Genomic DNA, 18,594 nt, shown 5'->3' with positions numbered 1-18,594 from the left:
TGATGACCGATCACGAACCGCTTCCTGCCGCCGCCGTCGGCACATTTGACAGCCATGCCGCCGCCGAAGCCGCCATTAAGGAACTCAGCCTTGCCGGCTTTGACATCACGCACCTGAGCGTGGTCGGCAAAGGCTATCACACCGATGAACACATCACCGGATTCTACAATCAGGGCGATCGCGTCCGTTTCTGGGGCACGCGCGGCGCATTCTGGGGCGGGCTGTGGGGGCTGTTCTTTGGCGGCGTGTTTCTGGTCGCGCCGGTGGTTGGCCCGGTGGTCGTGCTCGGCCATCTGGGGGCAATCCTCGTCGCCGCGCTGGAAAGCGCGGTTGCGGTCGGCGGGGTCAGCGCGCTTTCTGCCGCGCTCTATGGCATCGGCATCCCCAAGGACAGCGTGCTGCAATACGAGACCGTGATTGCCGCCGACGGCTTTCTGGTCATTGCCCACGATACGCCCGACCGTATCGAAACGGCGCGCAAGGTTCTTGCGGCTGCCGGCGCATCGCAAGTCGATGTGCATGAAGGGCTGGTTCACAAGACTGCCGCAGCGACGGCATGACGGATCGGGGGGTGGCTTCGGTCACCCCCCGGCAATCAGAACCTTGCGCGCAAGTTCGGGAATCGATTTCGCGCCCATGCGGTGCATGATTTCGGCGCGGTGATTTTCGACCGTTCGCTGGCTTATGCCGAGGTCTGCTGCGATATTCTTGCTGGGATGTCCGGCCAGCACCATGGTCATGACTTCCTTTTGCCGCGCGGTCAGCGCCCCTGCGCGCTGTGCGGCGTCGGCATGGGCTTCGTCGACCACGCGAATATCGCGCGATTGCGCGGTCGCGCGGTGGATGCTGGCCAAAAGATCGGCGCTGCCCACCGGCTTTTCGATGAATTCGCTGGCCCCTGCGCGCATCGCTTCGACCGCGAGCCCGACATCGCCGTCGCCGGTGATCATGATGACCGGAACATGATCGCCGCGCGCGCGCAGCTTGCCCAAAAGGCCGATTCCGCTCAGGCCCGGCAAATGGGCATCGACCAGCAAGCAACCGGCAGTGCCCGGGCGATAGGCTGCCAGAAACGCCTCGGCGCTGGCGAAATCCATGACCGCCTGCCCATCGTTCAGCAGCAGATCACGGATCGCCAGGCGAATTTGCGGCTCATCGTCGATGATATACGTCACAGACGCTCGATCCCCCGTCCCAGGCGTTCCCGCCGCAGCGGCGCCGGAAGCCGAGGCGATGGCCGCATCGGGGCAGAGCTGTTCGATCGCGCGTATCAGCGCCTGCGGTTCGACCGGCTTGCTCAGATGGACGCAAGCCTCGTTGGCGATTTGCGCCACGGCCTGGGTCGAAATGTCGCCGGTCAGGATAATGGCAGGCAGATCCTGCCGCAGCATCGCGCGCAAGCTGACCAGCAATTCGATCCCGCTCTTTCCGCCGGGCAGATTGTAATCGGTCAACAGGATATCGGGCCTGATCGCCCCTTTCGCGATCAATTCCATCGCGACGGCGGCATCCGGCGCACAACTGACGCTGTGCCCTTCGGATCGCAGCAATTGCGCCAGCAGGTCGAGCAGATCCGGATCGTCCTCGACCAGGAAGATGGCAGAGCGATGACGTGCGCTCTGAGCCGGGACTGTGTCGATTTGAGCAAGGGCATTTTCCGCGTCCGGCCCAGTCTGCGGCTCTGCCTCGCCAGGGGGCGACGCTTCGTCGGTGCGGCAGGGCACCGTAACGGCAAAGACCGAGCCCTTGCCGGGGATCGAGCGGACATCGATGACATGGCCGAGCAAGTCGCCGAGCCGCTGCACGATTGCCAGTCCGAGCCCGAGCCCCCGGTTGCGGTCGCGCGCGGGATTGTCGACCTGGTGAAATTCTTCGAAAATCGCCTGAAGCTGGTCTTCCTCGATGCCGATGCCGCTATCGCGCACTTCGAAGCGCAAATTCCCGCCGCGATGGCGACAGGCGATCACGATCCTGCCCTGCCGGGTATATTTGACCGCATTGCCCAGCAGGTTGCGGAGTATCTGTTCGAGCAGCAGGGGGTCGCTTTCGACGCCGGCAGCAGACGGCAGCACGGTCAGCGACAGGCCGCGCGCTTCGGCCAGCGGCATGAATTCGTCGCGCAACCGGTCGAGCATCCCGGTTACGCAAAAGACCTTGCGATGCGGATTGACTGCGCCGACTTCGATCTGGTTGATATTGAGCAGCACGTCGAGCATTCCCGACAGACCGCGCAGCGTCTGATCGAACCGGGCAAACAGATCGCCTGCCCGCCGGGCCGGATCGCCCTCGTTCAGCGCATGGGCCAGCTGATCCTTGAGCAGCGTCAGCACTTGCAACGGCTGACGCAGATCATGGCTGGCGGCGGCCAGAAAACGCGACTTGGCCACATTGGCGCGCTCGGCTTCGTGTCTTGCGGCTTCAAACGCGGCGATGCTCTGTTTGCGCTCGGTAATGTCGGCAAAGGTGATCACGACGCCCTGAACGCGGCTGTCATGCGCCCGATAGGGGAAAATCCGCCGCATGAACCAGACATTGTCGGGCGCTGCGACTTCGCGCTCGATCGTCGCGCCGTCGGTCAGCACCAGTTGCGCATCGATCAGCAGGTCGGGATCGTTGGCGACGGGGCGCAAATCGGCGAGCGGCCGACCGAGATCGCCGGCAATGACATTGAACAGCGGCTTGATCGCGGGGGTAAAGAACCGGATCTTCAGCTTCGTGTCGAGGAACATTGTCCCGACATTGGTACTGTAGAGCACATTTTGCAGATCGTCCGACGCCAGCCGCTGGCGATCGAGCGTTTCCTGAAGCTGGCTGTTGAGCGCGGTCAGCTCTTCGTTGAGCGATTGCAGCTCTTCCTTCGAGGTCAGCAGTTCCTCGTTTGTGGACTGAAACTCTTCGTTTACCGAAAGAGCCTCTTCATTGATCGATTTGTGTTCCTGATTGGTGATTTCGCGTTGCTGGATCGACGCCTGGAGGTCGGCCTGCGTTTCGGCCAGTTCGTGCTCAAGCTCGGCAATGCGGGTGCGATCGGTGGGCGTCTGGTCGGTCGCTGCGTGTGCGCTCGGCGCCGGTTCCTCGACGAAGCAGACCAACATCAGATGGTCGGCGGTTTCGGCCAGGCATTCGACCGAGATGCGGAACCAGATCGTGGCGCCATCGGCAGTCAGGCGGGTGCGACCGCCATCGACGCGCTGCTCGCCCTTGATGGCGCGGTTGATCGCCAGCCTGAGCCGCGTGCGCAAGGCGGGCGAGGCCATCGCCAGCAGATCGAGCGTCGCATAGCCGGGCGCCACGCGCAGGAAACGGTTCGTCGGCCCGATCGAGAACAGGCATTCGTGCTGGCGATTGATCAGCACGGCGGCGGGCGCATAATGGGCCAGCACCGCGCGATTGCAGATGTCGGCAAGGCTGGCCTGTCGCGCGGTCGGCGCGGGCCGGTCGTCACGTGCCAGCACTGGCAGCTTGTCAGTGAAGCTGAACGGAAAACCGGCTTCGCCCTGACGGCTGTGGGCAATGTGGCGATAACAGCCCTCGGCGCCGATAATGGGTGCGAACCGGTCTTCGGCCTTGCCGACCGTTTCGGATGTCCCGAGCACCAGCGTGCCGCCCTCATCGAGGGCGAAATGAAACAGCGTGAGGACTTTGGCCTGGGCCTGGGTGTTCAGATAGATCAGCAAGTTGCGGCAGGTGATCAGATTGATGCGCGAAAATGGCGGATCGGTCAGCACGTTCTGGACCGAAAACACCACTTGCCCGCGCAAGGCAGGGGCCACGCGGTATCCGCCCTCTTCGGCGATGAAATGGCGCGCCAGTCGCTCTGCCGGGACATGGGCCGCAATATCGGGCTGATAAAATCCTTCGCGCGCAATCGCGATGGCGTCGGTATCGACGTCGGACGCGAAAATCTGCAGCTTGATGTCGCGCCGGGTCCCGGCGATCGCATCGTGGCAGATCATGGCCATTGAATAGGCCTCTTCGCCCGTGCTGCATCCCGCCACCCAGATCCGCAGCGCTTGCCCTGCGGCCAGCCGGCGGATCGTTTCGGGCAGAATTACGGTTTCCAGCGTCTCGAACACTTTGGGATCGCGGAAAAAATTGGTGACATTGATCAAGAGGTCGCTGGCCAGCCGGTCGCATTCCGCAGGCTCTTTGCGCAAGCGTTCGAGATAGCCGACGAGATCGCCCGGAGGCAGCGCCAGCAGGCCCATGCGCCGCGCGATCCGTCGCGCCATCGTGCCCGGCTTGTAAGGCAGGAAATCCTGCCCGGTCTGTTGTTGCAGATACGTCAGGATAGCCGCCAGATCCGTCCCGTGATCGCCGCCCGGGTCCTTGGCGCCCGCCGGGATAGCGTCCTCGGACCGGGGCGTCTTGTGCCCGGCCAAATCGATCAGCGCGGCGGGCATCTCGGCGAGCGCCAGCACGCGATCGACCAGACCGGTGTCGATCGCGCTGTGCGGCATGCCCGCGTATTCGGCCTCATCGAGGGTTTGGGCGATGGCCTGGCCGCCCGCCCGCTTGAATGCGGGCAGAGCAGCGCTGCCGTCGGCGCCGGTGCCCGACAGAAATATCGCGATGGTCTGTGCGCCGTGGGATCGGGCCAGCGATTTCAGCAGGTAATCGAAGGGAAGCCGCGCCCCGTGGTGCGCGTCGGGCGGGGACAGGTGCAAGGCTCCGGCCCGTACCGAAAGATAGCTTCCCGGCGGGATGACATAGACCGTATCGGCGACGATCGGGCAACCTTCGCTCGCCGCGATGACCTCCATCGCGGTATGTTCGGCCAGCAATTCGACCATCAGGCTCTTGTGCGTCGGGTCGAGATGCTGGACGACGATGAACGCCATGCCCGACGTTGCCGGCAGCGCGTCGAGCAGCCGCGACGTCGCTTCCAATCCGCCCGCCGATGCTCCGATTGCAACAATGACAACGTTTGCGGCAAACGCTTGCGAGAGGCTTGCCATGGCCTCGATCGGATTCAACGGCTTCGCCCGATCGCCATGGTGGTGGCTTTGCAGCGCACGCGATGACTCATAGTGTTCCCCTTAGCTTTGGAACCATATCACGTCGATCGCGCAACAGCGCATGGATAATGCCGGTCGTGATCCGATTGCCGCGATGACGGGCGGTGACGCATTGAGCGCGTTGATCGAAATCGGGAATGCGGTTAGCGGGGCGCAAGGCCGGTTGCCGCGCGCTTTGCCTGCGGTTTGCGCGCTTCGTGCCTGATCGATAGGAGATACCGCAGTCGCATGACTCAAACTTCGCAGCAGACCGATGCGCGCGCGCGCCGGTGGCGCAGCCTGGCGATGGGCGGCATCTGTCTGGCCACGGCAGGCCTGCCTTTCGGGGCCCGGGCGGCGGAAGCCGACGGCTCCGCGACCGCGATTACGGTGATCGGTCATCCCGATCCCGAAGGGCTTTTGCCCACGCAGACTGAGCCCAAATCGGTCAGCGCGATCGCGACGGCGTTCATCGAAAAGCAGGCGCCGACGCTCAATGCCTTTCAACTGGTCAATCTGCTGCCCGGTGCAAACGTCTCCTCGAGCGATCCCTATGGTCTGTCGGCGACGTCGAGCCTGACTTTGCGCGGGCTGGGTCAGGACGAGATCGGCGTCCTGATGGAAGGCGCGCCGCAAAACGACATCGGGTATTATGTCGCCTATCCCGCGCAGTTTGCCGATGCGGAAAACGTGCAGCAAGTGGTGCTGAGTCAGGGCGCGGTCGACATCGATTCGCCGGTCGTCAACGGTGCGGGGGGGCTGTTGTCGCTGCATCTCGACGATCCGCACCGCACGTTTGGCGTGACGATCGATGGATCGCTCGGCTCGTATAACGAACGGCGCGTGTTTGCGCGCGTGGACAGCGGAGAGATCGGCAATACCGGCCTCAGGGCGTTTGTCTCCTATTCCAACAACCGCGCGGACAACTGGCGCGGGGCGGGCTATGATTTGCGCCAGCATGTCGATGCCAAGATCGAAAAGGAATGGGGCGATGGCAATCGCGCCAGCCTCGCCTTTTCCTATAACGAGGCCAAAACGTCGACCTATCCGAGTCCCGCGCTGGCCGATTGGCAGGCCTATGGCCGCAGCTACAATTACGATTCCGGCTATACCGGCGGCGATACCGCTTACTGGCGGTTCTATCGCAGCCCGTTTCGCAACGAATATGTTTCGGCCCCGGTCCATCTCGTCCTGTCGGACCGGTTGACGCTCGATTCCACGCTCTATCTGCAATTCGGCTATGGCAATTCGCCTTATGGCACGCAGTTGACCACGACCGGCAACACGCTCGGCACCGAAACCCTGACCCAGCCGATCGCCTTGCCCGGCGCGGTCGACGGGACTGCGACGGTGCTCGGCAACTTTACCGGGCAGCAGTTTCGCGGCGGCGATGTGGCCAGGCTGACGTATGCAGCGGGCGCCCATACGCTGAGCGGCGGGTTGTGGTTCGACTATGGCAGCGACCATGATGTCGAAAGCTTCACGGCGGTCGACGGCAACGGCAATCCGCTCGACGAATGGGGCCATACCGCACAGGCCATCCATACCGCCGACGGCAGGCTTCTGGCCGCGCTCGACGAACGCACGACGACGGTGATCAAGGGCTTCTTTCTGGCCGACCGCATTGCGTTGACGCCCCGGCTGACGCTGGAGGCGGGCTTCAAGGGTGTCGATGTCCTGCACAACGGGATCAATTATCTGCCGGGGCCGCAAAGCGGGGTCCATTTCGACAGCTTTGCCGCCTTGCCGCGCGCGGCGCTGCATTATCAGATCGACAAACGCAGCCAGCTGTTTGCCGATGTCACGACCAATTTCCGCGCGCCGGATGAATATACGCTCTACAATACCTATTACCGCGGGGCGCCGAGCGGGCAGGGGACATCCGCGCTCAGGAACGAATATTCGATCTCCGGGGAAATCGGCTATCGCTATGTCGGGCCCAATCTGTCGGGTACGATTGCCGCGTTTCACTATAATTTCCGCAATCGGCAATTGGCGACCATCGCCAATGTCGATGGCGCGCTGATCAACACCACGCTCAATGCCGGGCACCAGACGTCTTATGGGCTCGACGGCGAAATCGACTGGCGTCCGATCGAAGGGCTGAGCTTTTATGCTTCGGGCGAATATCTCCACGCCCGGCTCGGCGATGACTTGCCGGTCGCCGGCGACTTGCTGCCCACTGCGGGCAAGCACGCGGTTTCCAGCCCCGACTGGCAATTCGGCCTGGGCGGCACGTATGACGACAAGCGTCTGTTTGGCAGTTTCGCGCTCAAATATGTCGATCGGCAATATTCGACATTCATGAATGACGAAAGCATCGCCGGTTATGCCACGCTCGATCTGTCGGTCGGCGTGCATCTGGCCGGACTGATCGACAGGAACCGGACCGACGTGCGGCTCAATGTGATCAATCTTACCAACCCGCATGTCCTGTCGGGCGTACAGCAGATCACGACCAATGCGCTCGATACCGTGGGCCGGGGCGGCACGACGATCGCCGGGTCTGCGCCGACGTATTACATCGGCAGCGGGCGCGCCTTTGTCGTCACGCTGGCGCGTCAGTTCTGACGCCGATGAGCGAACGAGACGCCGGGGAACAGGCCGCGCACCTTGTCCATGGCATGGGCATCGATCTGGAAGCGCCAAGCTGGCCGGTGATTACCGGGCACGAGGCGCAAGAGGTCTTGGCGGCGTTTCCGCAAGCCGGTCGGCTGGAGGGGCTGGGCTGGCATTCGCCGCGCCCGTTTTCTGCGGCGACACTGGTTGCGACGAGCAGCGGCGATCTGTTTCTCAAGCGTCATCATCGCAGTGTGCGCGATGTCGAAGGGGTTGCCGCCGAACATGCCTTCATCGCCCATCTCGCGGCGCGCGGCATGCCCGTTGTCGAAGTCCTGCAAACCGGGGCGGGGGCCACTGCGCTGACGCTTGGGGAATGGACCTGGGAAGTCCATCGCAAGGCGGGCGGGCTCGATCTCTATCGCGAGCGACAGTCGTGGACGCCCTGGCTGACCGATAGCCACGCCCGCGCGGGCGGCGCGGCGCTGGCCCGGCTGCATCGCGCGGCTCAGGATTTTGCGGCGCCCGCCCGCTCTGCCCAATCGCTGCTTGCCAGCATGACGATCCTGACGTGTGCGGACCCGCTGGCCGGGGCGGAACGCTATATCCGGGCTCGCCCGGCGCTGGCGGACTATCTGGCCGACAAGGACTGGCGCGCGACTTTGGCGCGGCTGTTTGCCGTGTTCGAAGTGGATCGGCTGGCGCCCGCGCTCGCCGCAGAGACGGCGATCTGGACGCACAACGACTGGCACCCGTCAAACCTGCTGTGGACGCCCGATGGCGGCGTGGCCACGGTGCTCGATTTCGGCCTTTCCGATCGCACGTGCGCGCTGCATGATCTGGCGACTGCGCTGGAGCGCAGCGCGGTGCGCTGGCTGGAACTGGGCGGGGACGACGCCATCGGCGACCCTGCGGCGGCGCGCGCGCTGCTTGCCGGGTATGGCGCGGTGCGCCCGCTGACAGCGCCCGAACGCGACTTGCTGGTGCGCCTTGTACCCGTTGTTCACCTCGAATTCGCGCTGTCGGAGATCGCCTATTTCCACGGCATCGTGGGCCGCCGGGACTATGCCGATCTGGCATGGCACGATTATCTGATCGGCCATGCCGAATGGTTTCTGACAGCGCCCGGTCGCGCCTTGCTGGCAGAAGTAGGCTCGCTATGAACGAGACACGATCCAGCATTCCCGTTCAAGGCTGATCCGCCTCATATGTCGCTGCTTGAAATCATCGCCGTCGCGGTCAGCTTTCTGGCCATCTGGCTGACCGCGCGTCGGCACATGCTGTGCTGGCCGCTGGGGATGCTGTCCTGTGCGTTGTATTTCAAGCTGTTTCTTGATGTGCGGCTCTATGCCGACATGGTGCTGCAAGTGCTGTTCGGGCTGTCGATCGTCTATGGCTGGTATGCCTGGGCGCGCGGACGCCAGGCCGAGGGCAAAGTCGCGGTACGCCCTTTGCCTGCGGGCGAAGCCATCGCCGGGCTTGGCGCGGGGGCGCTGGGCGCGCTGGCGATCGGTTGGTTTACCAGCCATTATACCAATGCCGCGTTGCCGTGGGTCGATTCCACGCTGAGCAGTTTCAGCCTTGTCGCGCAATTGTGGACGGCGCGCCGCCATCGCGCCAACTGGCTGCTGTGGATCGCGGTCGACAGCGCCTATGTCGGCATGTTTGTCTTCAAGGGACTGTGGCTGACCGCGGGGCTCTATGCGGCGATGACCGTGCTGGCCGGGTTTGGCTATCGGCGCTGGTTGCACGCGCAGGCGGCCTGATTCCGGCAAGCTGCGCCTTCGGCCTGCCTGCCCACCCGCCTTGCCTTGCCGCAAGGTTCGATTCCCTAACAAAGCTGCGCCCGAAGCCTTGCAAATCCGCAGGTTTGAGGCATTCTTGACAGGCAAGTGTGCACTGGGTCGGTGACTCCCGCATGACAGTCGGCGCAAGTCGCAAACGACCCGTCGGCGGAGCGGGAGCGGACGTTGCCGGGGGGGGGGCAGCGGCAGGCGCAGATGTGATGAGGGCATGGTCAGGGGCGGAATTGATGGATAGTGCGCAATCGCTTGGCAGTTTTTCGGTCGATGTGGCCGATCGGCCTGTCGCCTCTCGTCCGGGCTATTGGGCGCAGGCTTTGCAGCGCGGCTATTACAACTTCGACGTCAACACCGCCCCCGGCTTTGCCGAAGGCCGCTTCGATGTGTTCAACATCGGTTCGCTGCGTATCGGCAAGCTGGAATCCGATGCCACCAGGGTTCATCGCCGTCCTGCCCATGTCCGCGACGATGGCGACAATTCGTTCGTCGTGCAGATTCCCGGGTCAACGCCGCTATGCCTGACTCAAGGCCGCAATACCCGCGTCGTTGCGCCGGGCGCTTACGGGCTGGTCGCTGCGGCCGACGAATATATCTATGAACAGCACGGCAAAAGCTCGGTCGTCACGCTGAAAATCCCCGCACCGATGCTGGCGGCGCGCTTTCCGATGGTCGGCGACTATATCAATGCGCCGACATCGGCAGAAGATGCGACCTCGCGCCTGTTCGTCGATTTTGTGCATTCCTTTTGCCGCCATGCGCCGCTGATCGACAGCTCATCGGCCGAAACCCTGATTCAGCACTTGCTCGAATTGCTCGCGCTCTCGCTGACGGGAGGGCGGGAACAGGCCTCGGGCAGCGCGGTTCATGCTGCGCTCCGGCGGCAGGCGCTTACCCTGCTCGAGCGTCAGTTTCGTTCGCCCGACTTGCGTATTGCCGACGTTGCCCGGCAGATGCGGGTTTCCGAGCGCTATCTGCAAAAGATCTTTGCCGCAGTCGATCAGTCGCCTGCCGCCGTGCTGCGCGAAAGGCGCCTTGCCGAAGCGCAGCGGCTGCTGGTCCGGCCCGCGCAGGGCGGGCTGTCGATCACCCAGATCGCCTATGACGCGGGCTTTGCCGATTCCTCTTATTTCTGCCGCGCGTTCAAGAAGGATCTGGGCATGTCGCCTTCGGATTTCATCCGTTTGGCCAAAAACTGAAAGACCGGGAACTGAAAAAAACGCCCGGAAACGGCGGTGAGCCATTTCCGGGCGCAGGGTGGAATGAAGATAACTGCGATCAGCGGAACGCGTAGCGCACCTCGGCGCCGATCCAGCGCGGCTTGCCCACGGCGACTTCATTGCAGCCGCAGATCGCCGAAAGGTCGAACCCGCCGGTCTGATACCAGTGGTTGAGCACGTTGCGGGCAAAGACCGAAACCTGCCAGCGCGGATCGGGCGCGGTCCAGTCCACCTTCATGTTCATGATGGCCCAGCCGGGCATCTTGTTGGCGCTGAAGTTGTTGAGATTCTGGAACGAAGACGACTGGTAGCTGCCGTCGACCTGAAACGTCGCCTTGCCGCCTGCGACCGGCTGCGGCACCGAATAGCGCAGCAGACCCGACAGCGTCCAATGGGGTGCAAACGTCACCTGACGATCGAGCAATTGCCCGCCGACCGGCACGTCCCTGACCTTGTTGGTCTGGTAGCCGACGTTCGCCGACATATCGAGATTGGCGACCGGCGTTGCCGCGAGTTCGGCTTCGCCGCCATAGATATAGGCGTCGGCATTGATGATCAGCGTCGAGGCACCGAGCCACTGCGCCGCCTGATAGTTCTTGTAATCATAGTAGAACCCGGCCGCATTCAGACGCAGGCGACGGTCGAACCAGGTCGATTTGATCCCCGCTTCATACGAAATCAGGCGTTCGGGCTTGTAGGGAATCTGGCTGGCGGCAAGCGGGGGGCCGCCCGCGTTGAAGCTGCCGGCCTTTGCGCCCTGCGTCACCCCGGCATAGATCAGCACCTTTTCCGCCGGGTGCCAGTCGATCTGCGCCTTCCACGACCACAGCGTGTTGGCCATGTGCCCCTGATAGAGATCCTGCGAAAAGCCGGGGAAGCTGATCGTGGGTGCATAGTTCCAGTTATAGGGATCGAGGCCGGTCGTGGGGGTCACGAGCAGAACCTGGAAATCGTAGTCCTTCACTTCGCGCGAGATGCGCGCGCCGCCGATCAGCGACAGGTTGCTTTTCAGCGCGTATTCGAGCTGGGCAAAGCCGGAATAGGACTTTGTATTGAGCGTGACCAACCGCGGCTGATCGAACGCCGGGAAGGAATAGGTGCTTTCGGGAAGCGCGCCGAGGCCTGACGCGCTGTGGTTGAGCACGTAAAGGAAATAGCCGCCGGTTACCCAGGTCAGTCCGCCCGACTTGCCGTTGAGGCGCAGTTCCTGCGAAAAGGTCTTTTCGTTGGAGACGTTGTGCCAGACAAACTGGTTTTCCGGCCCCGCTTCGAGATCGAGGCTGAAATTCTTGTCGAAATGCTTGTAGTCGCTGATCGAGGTGAACGTCGCAAAGCCGAGATCCGAGGTCAACTTGGCGCTGATGCCCCAGTTCGTCAGCGTATTGGCATTGCTGAACGCATAGTCGCTCGATGTCAGCGGGCCGTTGCCGTCTGGATCGCGATAGCCATAGAAATCCCCGCCCGCGACCGGGCGCGTCGTTCCGGCATAAGGTGAATAGGCCATGTGAACGCATTGCCCGTTCTGGATACCCTGACACGTCTGGGTGGGCGAAGCGTTGATGGCGTCGATGACATTGCCTGCACCATCGAGCACGGCAACGGTCGCCTTGTTCTGGTACGGGCCGGTCGAAGCGACGGAGGTATTGTACGTCGCCGAAATCGCGAGCTGGGTCTTGGGGCCGAGATCGGCCTCGATCTGACCGCGCAAGGCCCAGTTGCCCTTGACCCCGCCGAGATCGGCCCCGGCGCCGGGCAGAGTGTCCTTGCCCAGACCGGCCTGATAGGCAGCCGGGACATACGTCTGCTCGGGATACATGTTCTTGAGGTAGCCGTCGTAGCGTTCGTAAAAGCCCGCGAGGCGGGCCCTGACGCCTTCGACCAGCGCGCCGCCAAGCGCGCCTTCCAGCCGGACGTTGTTGTAGGCGCCGTAGCTGGCGTCGACATAGCCGTCGAAATGGTCGGTGGGCTTCTTGGTCAGGTAATTGACCACGCCGCCGGTCGCATTGCGACCGAACAGCGTACCTTGCGGCCCTTTGAGCATTTCGACATGATCGATGTCGAACATGCCGAACATCTGGCCCTGCTGCATCGCGATATACGTATCATCGACATAGACCGCGATCACGGATTCGACGTGGTCGTTATAATCGCTCTGAGTCACGCCGCGCATGGTGAATTGCGAGGTCTGTCCGCCGAAACTGGTCGAAATCGCGACGTTCGGCGCCATGCGAGCCAGATCGGTGCTGCTGGTAAAGCCAAGCTGGCGCATCTGCACGCCGTTGAGCGCGGTGATCGCGATGCCGACATCCTGCAGCTTTTGCGAACGGCGCTGCGCGGTGACGACGATGTCCTGCATCGGCCCGGCGGTCTGCGGCGCCGCATCTGCGGCCGGGGCAGGCGGGGCGGCGTTTGCCCCGGTTTCGGCGCGGGCGCCGTTCGCTGCCAGGCAGCTCAGCATTACCCCTGTCATCAGGGCCAATCGGATGGTCATGGTTTGGATACCCCCTTCGTATCTCTTTGTGAAAAAATGCGCGGATCGTGCGCAGGCACCGGTAAGACGCAGGCCTCGCGCGATCAGGTCGCGCGCAAGCGGGCGGTCGCTTCGCCATCGACCGCGAGATCCTCGGCGACGAGCGACCCGGTAAAGGCAACGCCATAGACTTCGCGCGCGCGGGTCTCGTCCTCGTAGCCTTCGAGCACGTCGCGCAGCACCCGCACGGGATCGCGCTCGAACGGATGGCCATATCCGGCACCCGAGGCATGATTGCCCTCGACATAGTCGCCCGGCATCAGCTTGCGCGCGACGATATTGGGCAATTCCTCGCGCTCGCCGCTCGTCGTGACGAGGAAGTGGCGGGCGCAGATGCCGTCCTTGCCGCCGCGCACGCCGCGCGCCGGGAAATGGGTGCCGTCACAAGGCCAATGCACTTCCATCGGATCGTAACGCGGGCCATAGGCGACCTCGATCGCGGGCGCCCCGCGGAACCGTCCGGCCCCTGCCGTACCCGTCTGCATGCGCAGCGAGCGGAACAGGATCGGGTGCTTCAATTCGTCGATCTCGATGGAATCGCGGTACATCAGCGCGGCGATCACCGGCAGCGCATAGGTCGGCCAGCCATCGGCCGAAGGGCTGCCCGGCCCGCCCGCGCTGGTGATGATCATCTGATTGACATAAGGCGCGCCGTCGGTGCGCGCGTCCTTGCCCGACACGACCGCAAACCCGGCGCCCATGCCGACGCCGCCTTCGGCAAGCCCGAAGCCGTCGCCGATCTGGGCAAACGAGGACTGCACGATGTTGATCAGCCGGTCGGCGACATTGGTCGTGGCCACCGAACAACTGTGCGGAAAGCGCGGACGCCCGGCGACCGACCCGTCGCGCAAGATGACCTCGATGCGGCGGAACGAGCCGGAATTGCGCGGCACGGTCGGGTCGATCGAGTTGAACACCCCGGCCACCGAAGCGGATGTCGCGGTCGCCTCGCTTTCGTTGAAGCCGCAATCGACGTTGTCGATATTGTCGGTCAGGTCGAGCGTGACGCGCGCCGCCTCGGGATCGATGCGGGTGGTGACATTGAGCGGAATGCCGTTGGGCAAAAGATCGCCGAACGGATCATGCGCGCCCGAATGCGTGAGAACGGCGGCAGGCAATTTGCGGATCGCCTGCATCATGCGGCGCTCGGAATAGTCGAACCACGCGCCGATGAACGTCTTGATCGTGTCCTTGCCGTATTTTTCGCATAGCTCTTTCAGCCGCCGTTCGCCGATGCGCGCGCTGCCGATCCCGGCGAGAAAGTCGCCGTGCCATTGCGAAGGAACGCGGATGCGGCTCTTGCACATGCGCAGCACGTCTTCATCGGTCTTGAAGTCGCGCTGCACGCGCACCGCCGGGAAAATCAGCGCGCCTTCCTCGTAGATGTCGACGGCATCGGCCATATAAGTCGTCGGCTTGGAATTGCCGATGTCGGCCTGATGCGCCTTGGCAACGGTGGTGAACAGGTGTTCGCCTTCGAAGAACACCGGCACCAGAAACGTGTGATCGGCAGGGTGGGTATTGCCCGTGTAGGGATCGTTGTGAAGGTAGCAGTCGCCTTCGCGAATGTCGCCGGCGTGGTATTCGGTCATCGCCCGCGTCTGAAGATGGCTGCCGAAGATATGGATCGGCAGGCCTTCGGCTGCGGCAAGCAGGTGATTGTCGGCGGTGCAGATCGAACAGCTGAAATCGCGGGCGCTGTTGATGACGGCCGAGCGCGCCGCGCGCAGCAGGGTGTGCGTCATTTCGCGCACGATGCCGTCGATGCGGTTGGCGATGATGGCCGTCATGTAGGGGTCGAAATCGGTCATGGCCGTGGCTCCTCAGCGAACCTTGAGAAGGAAATTGCCCGCGCCGCTCACCATCACGCTGGTGCCGGGATAGACGACGAGTGTGGTGGTCGGCTCTTCGATGATCGCCGGGCCGACGATGGTGCGGCCGGGCGCCAGATCGGCGGGTTTGTAGATCCCGGTGGTCACCGGCTCGGTGCCGCCGAAAAAGCACTGACGGCTGAGCGCGGGCGGCGGAAGCGTGATGTCCGCCGCTTTGGGCGCAACATCGATCGGCTTGGCCAGAGGGACGGTCAGGCGCGCTTTCCAGTTGACGATTTCCACCGCGCTGCCTTCGTCGCGCACGGCAAAGACACGCTCGTGAACCTGATGGAAGGTTTCCGCGAGCAGCCCGACCCCGCCTTCGAGCGGCAGCGGAACCTGGCGGAGCGGCGTATCGAGTTCCCAGACCTGGCCCAGATAGCGTGCCTCGGCGATATATTCGATCTGTGCGTCGGTCATATCGCGTTGCGACAGGCTGGCGGCAAAGCGTTCGAGCTTTTCGCGCAAGGCGCCGAGCACGCGATTGACTTCGCCGATGTCGAGCCGATCGGTCTGCATGACCAGGCTGGCGGTTTCCTCGGCCACGATGTCGGCATGCTGCATGCCCGACGCGGACAGGGCCGACGCCACTTTGGGCAGGATCACCCGTTCGCAGCCGAGCTCGGCGGCGATGGTCATGATATTGACACCCGCCGCGCCGCCGCCTGCCACGATCGTGCTTTCGCGCGGATTGAGCCCTTCGCTGATCGTGACGTCGGCAATCGCGCGCACCATCAGATCGCTGGCCAGGCTCATGATGCGAAACGCGGTTTCCTCGATGCTGAGCCCGACCGCGCCCGCCACCGAGGCGACCGCCGTCCGCGCGGCAACGACATCGAGCTTCATGCGTCCGCCGAGGAAGTATTCGGGATCGAAATAGCCGAGCACGACCGCCGCATCGGATACGGTCGGCAATGTGCCGCCGCGCCCGTAACAGGCAGGGCCCGGCTCCGATCCCGCCGACTGCGGCCCCACGCGCATCAGCCCGCCTTCGTCGATCCATGCGATCGAGCCGCCGCCGGCCCCGATCGAGCGCATGTCGACGGCCGAAATGCCCAGCAGATCGCCGGTATAGGCGGGTCCGAGCCAGGTATCGCGGCTGAACGTGATGCGCCCGTCGCGGACCAGCCCGACGTCGAACGTCGTCCCGCCGGTGTCGCAGATGATCACATTGTCGCCCAGATCCTCCATCCGGGCAAACGCGCGCCCGGCAATCGGCGCCATCGCCGGGCCGGACCCGATGGTATAGATCGGGCGGCTGATCAGTGCATCGATATGGCTGCATCCGCCCGCTGCCGTGCTGACCAGGATTTCGCCGGTCAGCCCTGCCGCGCGCAAATCCTCTTCCAGTTCGCGCAAGTGTTGCTGCATCAGCGGTTTGAGCGAGGCGTCGATCGCCGTCGCCGAAGCGCGGCGATATTCGCGCACGACCGGGATCAACTGGTGCGACAGGGTAAAGGGAATGTCGGGCGCGATCTCGGCAAGGATTTCGCCAAAGCGCAGTTCGTGCGCCGGATTGGCGACCGACCACAGCAGGCAGACGGCCACCGCCTCGAAACCGCGCGCGACGATGTCTGCGGCCAGTGCGCGGGCGGCGGCATCGTCGAATGCCGCGACTTCCTCGCCTTCGGCCGAAATGCGGCCGGGCAGTTCGAAGGTGTGGCGGCGCGCAATGAACGGGGCAGGGTAATCCTGCGTGAAATCATGCGGGTTGAACTTGCCGCCTTCCTTGAGCAGGAGGATGTCGGGAAAGCCTTCGGTGCTGACAAACGCGGTGCGCGCGACGGTCTTGGTCACGATCGCGTTGGTCGAGCGGGTGGTGCCGTAAATGAACAGCGACGTCTGCGCGAGGAGGTCTGCCACCGCAACGCCAAGTTCGGACGCCGCCGCATCGATGGCGCTGTGCACGCCTTCGAAAATGCGGGCGTGCGTGGTAAGCGCCTTGCCGATGGTCATCGCGCCGCTGGCGTCGCTGACGATCACATCGGTAAAGGTTCCGCCCGTGTCGACTGAAATCTTGTATGTCACGCTGCCTGCCCCTCTGGCGCACCCGGCGCCATCGCTTTTCCGTGTGGCCTTCGCCACGCAGAGGGCATTCAACACGGTTGCAGGGCATCACGCTTGGACTGAGCCGCACAAGCGACAGGACAGGCCCGCCCGCATCGAAAAGGACGGCACCGACAACGGCGGCACCGCGCCTGGGATGGCGCATTGACCAGCGCGATGGCCGGATTGTTGTCGTGGATCATTCGATGCGCGTTGGAATTGTGCTGAATTTGCTTTTACGCAGGTATAGCGCACGCAAGCCGCGATGTTGGATTCGGGCTGCATCGGACAGTCTGGCGCGGTGACGGAAACGGAGTTCAAAATGGCTGAAGACGAAGTGCTCAAGGCTCGACTGGATGAAATCGGCGCACGGATCAGCAACGCGGAAGAGCGGTTGAAGCTCAAGGGGCTGCTGCACAAGGATCATGAGTTGACGATCGACGATCTGTCAAAGCGGTATCAGATCCTGTCTGGCGAACTCGATGGTGAAGTGGCGGATCTCCAATCGCATGGCGAACGTGTCGGCAGCTTTGAAAAGACGGTGCTCAACTGGGTGAACGGGCTTAATTTCGATCGTTGATACCAGATCGCCCGCTGCCGACAGGCGCCTCCTTTCGCGCGAAAAGCCATGGCCACAGCAAGCGACCAGCCAATTGTCGGAATCGGTACTGCGGTGCGTGGCCGTGTGGTTGATACGCTCGCACCGGAACAGGGCCGTAATGGAGATGCTGCATGACCACCCAGTCCCCGGATAGTGCCCCCTTGTTGTCGGCGGCGCAGGTGGCGAGCTTTCGGCGCGATGGGGCCCTTGTCGTGCGCGGGGCCTTTGCCGACTGGATCGACACGATCGCGCAAGGCATTGCCGACAATGTGCGCGAACCGGGGCCTTATGCTGCCGAAAATATGCCCGCAGGCGCGCCCGGGCGCTTTTTCGACGATTACTGCAACTGGACCCGCATTCCCGCTATCGAACATGTCGTGCGCCAGTCGCCTGCGGCCCGTCTCGCCGCCGAAGCGATGGGATCGCACGAGGCACAGTTCTTTCACGACCACGTGCTGGTCAAGGATGCGGGGACGGCCATGGCCACGCCCTGGCACCAGGACAGCCCCTATTATTTCGTGGAAGGCGAACAGACGGTCAGCATGTGGATTCCGGTCGATCCCGTGCGCGAAGCCACCTTGCGCATGATCGCCGGATCGCACCGCTGGCCGCGCCCGGTCTTGCCGGTGCGCTGGGCGACCGATGCCGATTTCTATGCCGATGGCGGCGATTTTCTGCCGGTGCCCGATCCCGACAGCGATGCCTCGCTGCACGTGCTCGAATGGGCGCTGGAACCGGGCGATGCGGTGTTGTTCGATTATCGCACGGTGCATGGCGCGCGCGGCAATCCGGCGGGCCTGCCGCGCCGGGTGCTGTCGCTGCGCTGGCTCGGCGATGATGCCCGCTATGTCGAACGTCCGGGGCGGACCTCGCCGCCCTATCCCGGCCACGCCATGGTTGCAGGGCAGCGTTTGCGCACGGACTGGTTCCCGATCATCCCGTTCTGACCGGGCGCAGCGTTCGGCCTGATA

At 63.5% G+C, this 18,594-nt stretch carries 11 protein-coding genes; 7 read left to right on the top strand and 4 right to left on the bottom strand.

The genetic code is table 11. The features are described 5' to 3' along the window. Window positions 1-2: 2 nt before the first annotated feature. Window positions 3-560: a general stress protein gene (locus tag AQZ50_RS14620; RefSeq protein WP_067747405.1), complete on the top strand. Its 558-nt coding sequence runs from the start codon at window positions 3-5 to the stop codon at window positions 558-560. Window positions 561-581: 21 nt separating this feature from the next. Here the strand turns inward: AQZ50_RS14620 and AQZ50_RS14615 are convergent, their stop codons facing one another. Beyond that, on the bottom strand, window positions 582-4,958 hold the full coding sequence (locus AQZ50_RS14615; protein ID WP_082703686.1) for a CheR family methyltransferase: 4,377 nt from the start codon (window positions 4,956-4,958) through the stop codon (window positions 582-584). Between the two features lie 288 nt (window positions 4,959-5,246). On the opposite strand from AQZ50_RS14615, the gene AQZ50_RS14610 reads away from it, so the two are divergent. The 4 genes from AQZ50_RS14610 (at window position 5,247) to AQZ50_RS14595 (ending at window position 10,554) form a co-directional block, all read left to right on the top strand. Next, the gene (locus tag AQZ50_RS14610) at window positions 5,247-7,568 is read left to right on the top strand and encodes a TonB-dependent receptor (RefSeq protein ID WP_067747287.1); all 2,322 of its coding nucleotides are present in this window, start codon (window positions 5,247-5,249) and stop codon (window positions 7,566-7,568) included. 5 nt (window positions 7,569-7,573) lie between these two features. Further along, complete coding sequence (locus AQZ50_RS14605; protein WP_067747285.1) at window positions 7,574-8,719, top strand: phosphotransferase enzyme family protein; 1,146 nt, start codon at window positions 7,574-7,576, stop codon at window positions 8,717-8,719. A 45-nt stretch (window positions 8,720-8,764) separates the two neighbouring features. After that, the gene (gene pnuC, locus AQZ50_RS14600; protein ID WP_067747283.1) at window positions 8,765-9,322 is read left to right on the top strand and encodes a nicotinamide riboside transporter PnuC; all 558 of its coding nucleotides are present in this window, start codon (window positions 8,765-8,767) and stop codon (window positions 9,320-9,322) included. Window positions 9,323-9,588: 266 nt separating this feature from the next. After that, window positions 9,589-10,554: an AraC family transcriptional regulator gene (locus tag AQZ50_RS14595; protein ID WP_067747281.1), complete on the top strand. Its 966-nt coding sequence runs from the start codon at window positions 9,589-9,591 to the stop codon at window positions 10,552-10,554. 79 nt (window positions 10,555-10,633) lie between these two features. Here AQZ50_RS14595 and AQZ50_RS14590 read toward each other — a convergent pair whose 3' ends face one another. The 3 genes from AQZ50_RS14590 to AQZ50_RS14580 all read right to left on the bottom strand — a co-directional run bounded on the left by AQZ50_RS14590 (window position 10,634) and on the right by AQZ50_RS14580 (window position 17,004). Then, window positions 10,634-13,066, bottom strand: coding sequence for a TonB-dependent receptor (locus AQZ50_RS14590; RefSeq protein ID WP_067747279.1), 2,433 nt, complete (start codon window positions 13,064-13,066; stop codon window positions 10,634-10,636). 83 nt (window positions 13,067-13,149) lie between these two features. Next, entirely contained in the window at window positions 13,150-14,916 is a 1,767-nt protein-coding gene (locus tag AQZ50_RS14585; protein ID WP_067747277.1) for a hydantoinase B/oxoprolinase family protein, read from the bottom strand. 12 nt (window positions 14,917-14,928) lie between these two features. Further along, a complete protein-coding gene (locus AQZ50_RS14580) occupies window positions 14,929-17,004 on the bottom strand; it encodes a hydantoinase/oxoprolinase family protein (RefSeq protein WP_067747275.1) in 2,076 nt (691 codons plus the stop codon). 340 nt (window positions 17,005-17,344) lie between these two features. On the opposite strand from AQZ50_RS14580, the gene AQZ50_RS14575 reads away from it, so the two are divergent. Together AQZ50_RS14575 and AQZ50_RS14570 are read left to right on the top strand one after the other, a co-directional pair. Continuing rightward, window positions 17,345-17,602, top strand: a complete 258-nt coding sequence (locus AQZ50_RS14575) for a hypothetical protein (RefSeq protein ID WP_156427381.1) — start codon at window positions 17,345-17,347, stop codon at window positions 17,600-17,602. Between the two features lie 152 nt (window positions 17,603-17,754). Continuing rightward, entirely contained in the window at window positions 17,755-18,570 is an 816-nt protein-coding gene (locus tag AQZ50_RS14570) for a phytanoyl-CoA dioxygenase family protein (RefSeq protein ID WP_067747272.1), read from the top strand. Window positions 18,571-18,594: the final 24 nt, after the last annotated feature.

It is taken from the genome of Novosphingobium sp. Fuku2-ISO-50 (assembly GCF_001519055.1).
In the GTDB taxonomy this organism is placed as follows: Bacteria; Pseudomonadota; Alphaproteobacteria; order Sphingomonadales; family Sphingomonadaceae; genus Novosphingobium.
This window is presented reverse-complemented; position numbering and strand designations above follow the sequence as displayed.